Genomic DNA, 2,146 nt, shown 5'->3' with positions numbered 1-2,146 from the left:
CACTTGAAAAAACGTGTGCAGATGGATTGGTTGACCAATATTGAGAAGGAGGCAGATTACTTCGTTATAGAAGATAAGGGGATAGTAATTGATGCCAGATATGATTATAAAGCTAAAAATCATTGGTATGTCTGGTATTATCGTAAAGGAGATACCATTGACAGAAGATTAAGCTACGAAGCGTTTATAGATACATTGAATAAATATAATATAGATATAAAGAGATAAATTATAAGCCAGCGGTGTTAAACTGCTGGACTTTGTTGTTTACAGTCCGTATGTTTTCTCATTGGTTTGGATTTGCAATCTCGCCTTTTATTATTCATTGACTTATAGCTCAACTATATAGGATAGCTATGTCTATTTCGACAAAGATGATGAAGGTTAATAGTGCTACAAGAATAACCAAAATTATGTGAGAGATATCCAATACTCAACGGCTTTATCGATTTTATCCCAACCGAGGAGGGTTCTCAAGAAACAGCGGGGCAACTACAGCTACGAGTACAACCTGACGGACCACCTGGGCAACGTGCGGTACACCTTCAACAGGCACCCGGTTACGAGCCAGCTGCAGAAGTTGTAAGGACTTCTGAAAATGTTAGGGTAATTACAAATCCAGCAGGAACACGTGTGATTACTGTATTTAAAACAGGAAATTAAGATATGCGATTTAGCGAACATCAATTAAGGCTTTGGAAAACAATGCTTAAATCTATTGAAGATTTCCGTAAAGGAAATCTTCAATACCTTGATTTGGTGGATAGATTAGAAGGAGCTTTATATGCCGGAGAATTCAAGGACGAAGAACTTGTTAAACGATGGTATGACTATTGGACCCCTTTGGAAATTTTAAACGCAACAAAAGGAAATTGCACGACTATTGAAGATGCAAGCGGCTATCTGCTAGATATGGAAGTTTTTTTAAAGGGGATCTGCCAAGCTAGTGCGAACTTGTAGCACTCATCATATAATATTCAAAGCCTAGCTCTAACTCCTTGGTCTGTAGCTCACAGATTACCTGGTAAAACAAGTTCGCTCCAATCTGTTATCCCTTCAGCCTGAGGAAGTCCGTAGGGAGCCCAGTATCGCTGGAGAACAAATACCTGTACAGTGGCGAGGAGCTACTGGAAGAGCTGGAAGCTCATGATTCGGTACAAGGCTCTAATTCCTTGGTCTGTGGCACACAGACTAGCACAATTCTTGATAGGTTCGAAAATACGCTTTGATAACTCACATCTTTAACCAGCCATTATTTTATCATTGTATTTTTCCCTACTTTAGCTTGAAATAAGATTTTGAAATGAACGCACTGCTCCGCAAAAAAGTTAAGGCCTATACGCTTGCCGAAATTTTAACCCCATAGAGTTTGCAATCCACATTCCGCACAACCAAACAAATTAACCTTATGTTGCTGGAACGAACAGATTAAGTAGGCAGTATCAATACACCAATGTGGTTATCGACTTCATCCAGACCGAAGAGGGGCTTGCACGCAGAGGCGGGGGCAGCTACAGCTACGAATACAACCTGACGGACCACCTGGGCAACGTGCGGTATACCTTTAACAGGCACCCGGTTACGGGCCAGCTGCAGCCCCTGCAGGCCGACGACTACTATGCCTTCGGGATGAGGAGGGTTGCAGCTGCGGGCAACAACAAGTATCTTTACAATGGAAAGGAATTGCAGGAGGAGCTTGAACAGTATGACTACGGCGCAAGGTTTTATGATCCGGTGATTGGGAGATGGAATTCGGTGGATATAATGGCAGAGAACCATCATGAGACGAATCCCTATAATTATGTATTAAACAATCCGCTGATGTTTGGTGATGAACTTGGGATGGATACAACTCGGAAAGTTATTAATCTCATGACAATTGATATCGTAGGCAAGGCTCCTAAACGTGAACCCTTCACTGGATTTTTGGGGAATGTGAACTACTATTTTAATGGGGGGTATTTTGATGGCTATCACTATAAAAAAGACGGTACTGCAGACGGTCGTGCTCCGATAATGGGCACTCCACCAGATCTTTCAAGAATTCCTGTTTAATGGAAATCTTTAAAGCTGTCTCTTATACACATCTAAAAAGGGGGGGGGGGGGGGGGGGGGGGGGGGGGGGGGGGGGGGGGGGGGGGGGGGG

The 2,146-nt window shown here is 42.8% G+C and carries 3 protein-coding genes; all 3 read left to right on the top strand.

Annotation, left to right across the window (positions count from 1 at the left end; all coding sequences use genetic code 11):
- Positions 1-228, top strand: a 228-nt coding sequence (locus JHD69_RS19555; protein ID WP_233166073.1) for a hypothetical protein, incomplete at its 5' end; no start/stop codon positions are given.
- Between the two features lie 438 nt (positions 229-666).
- The gene (locus JHD69_RS19550) at positions 667-960 is read left to right on the top strand and encodes a hypothetical protein (RefSeq protein ID WP_199142019.1); all 294 of its coding nucleotides are present in this window, start codon (positions 667-669) and stop codon (positions 958-960) included.
- Positions 961-1,455: 495 nt separating this feature from the next.
- On the top strand, positions 1,456-2,055 hold the full coding sequence (locus JHD69_RS19545) for an RHS repeat domain-containing protein (protein ID WP_199142018.1): 600 nt from the start codon (positions 1,456-1,458) through the stop codon (positions 2,053-2,055).
- Positions 2,056-2,146: the final 91 nt, after the last annotated feature.

Origin of the sequence: Pedobacter sp. ASV12, assembly GCF_016429155.1 — a bacterium.
Taxonomy (GTDB): Bacteria; Bacteroidota; Bacteroidia; order Sphingobacteriales; family Sphingobacteriaceae; genus Pedobacter.
The sequence above is the reverse complement of the archived record's forward strand: the minus strand, read 5'-3'. Positions and strand labels throughout refer to the sequence as shown.

Excerpts from the sequence above, each read along its gene's own strand:
- JHD69_RS19550 (WP_199142019.1), top strand. The coding sequence starts at position 667 with ATGCGATTTAGCGAACATCAATTAAGGCTTTGGAAAACAATGCTTAAA.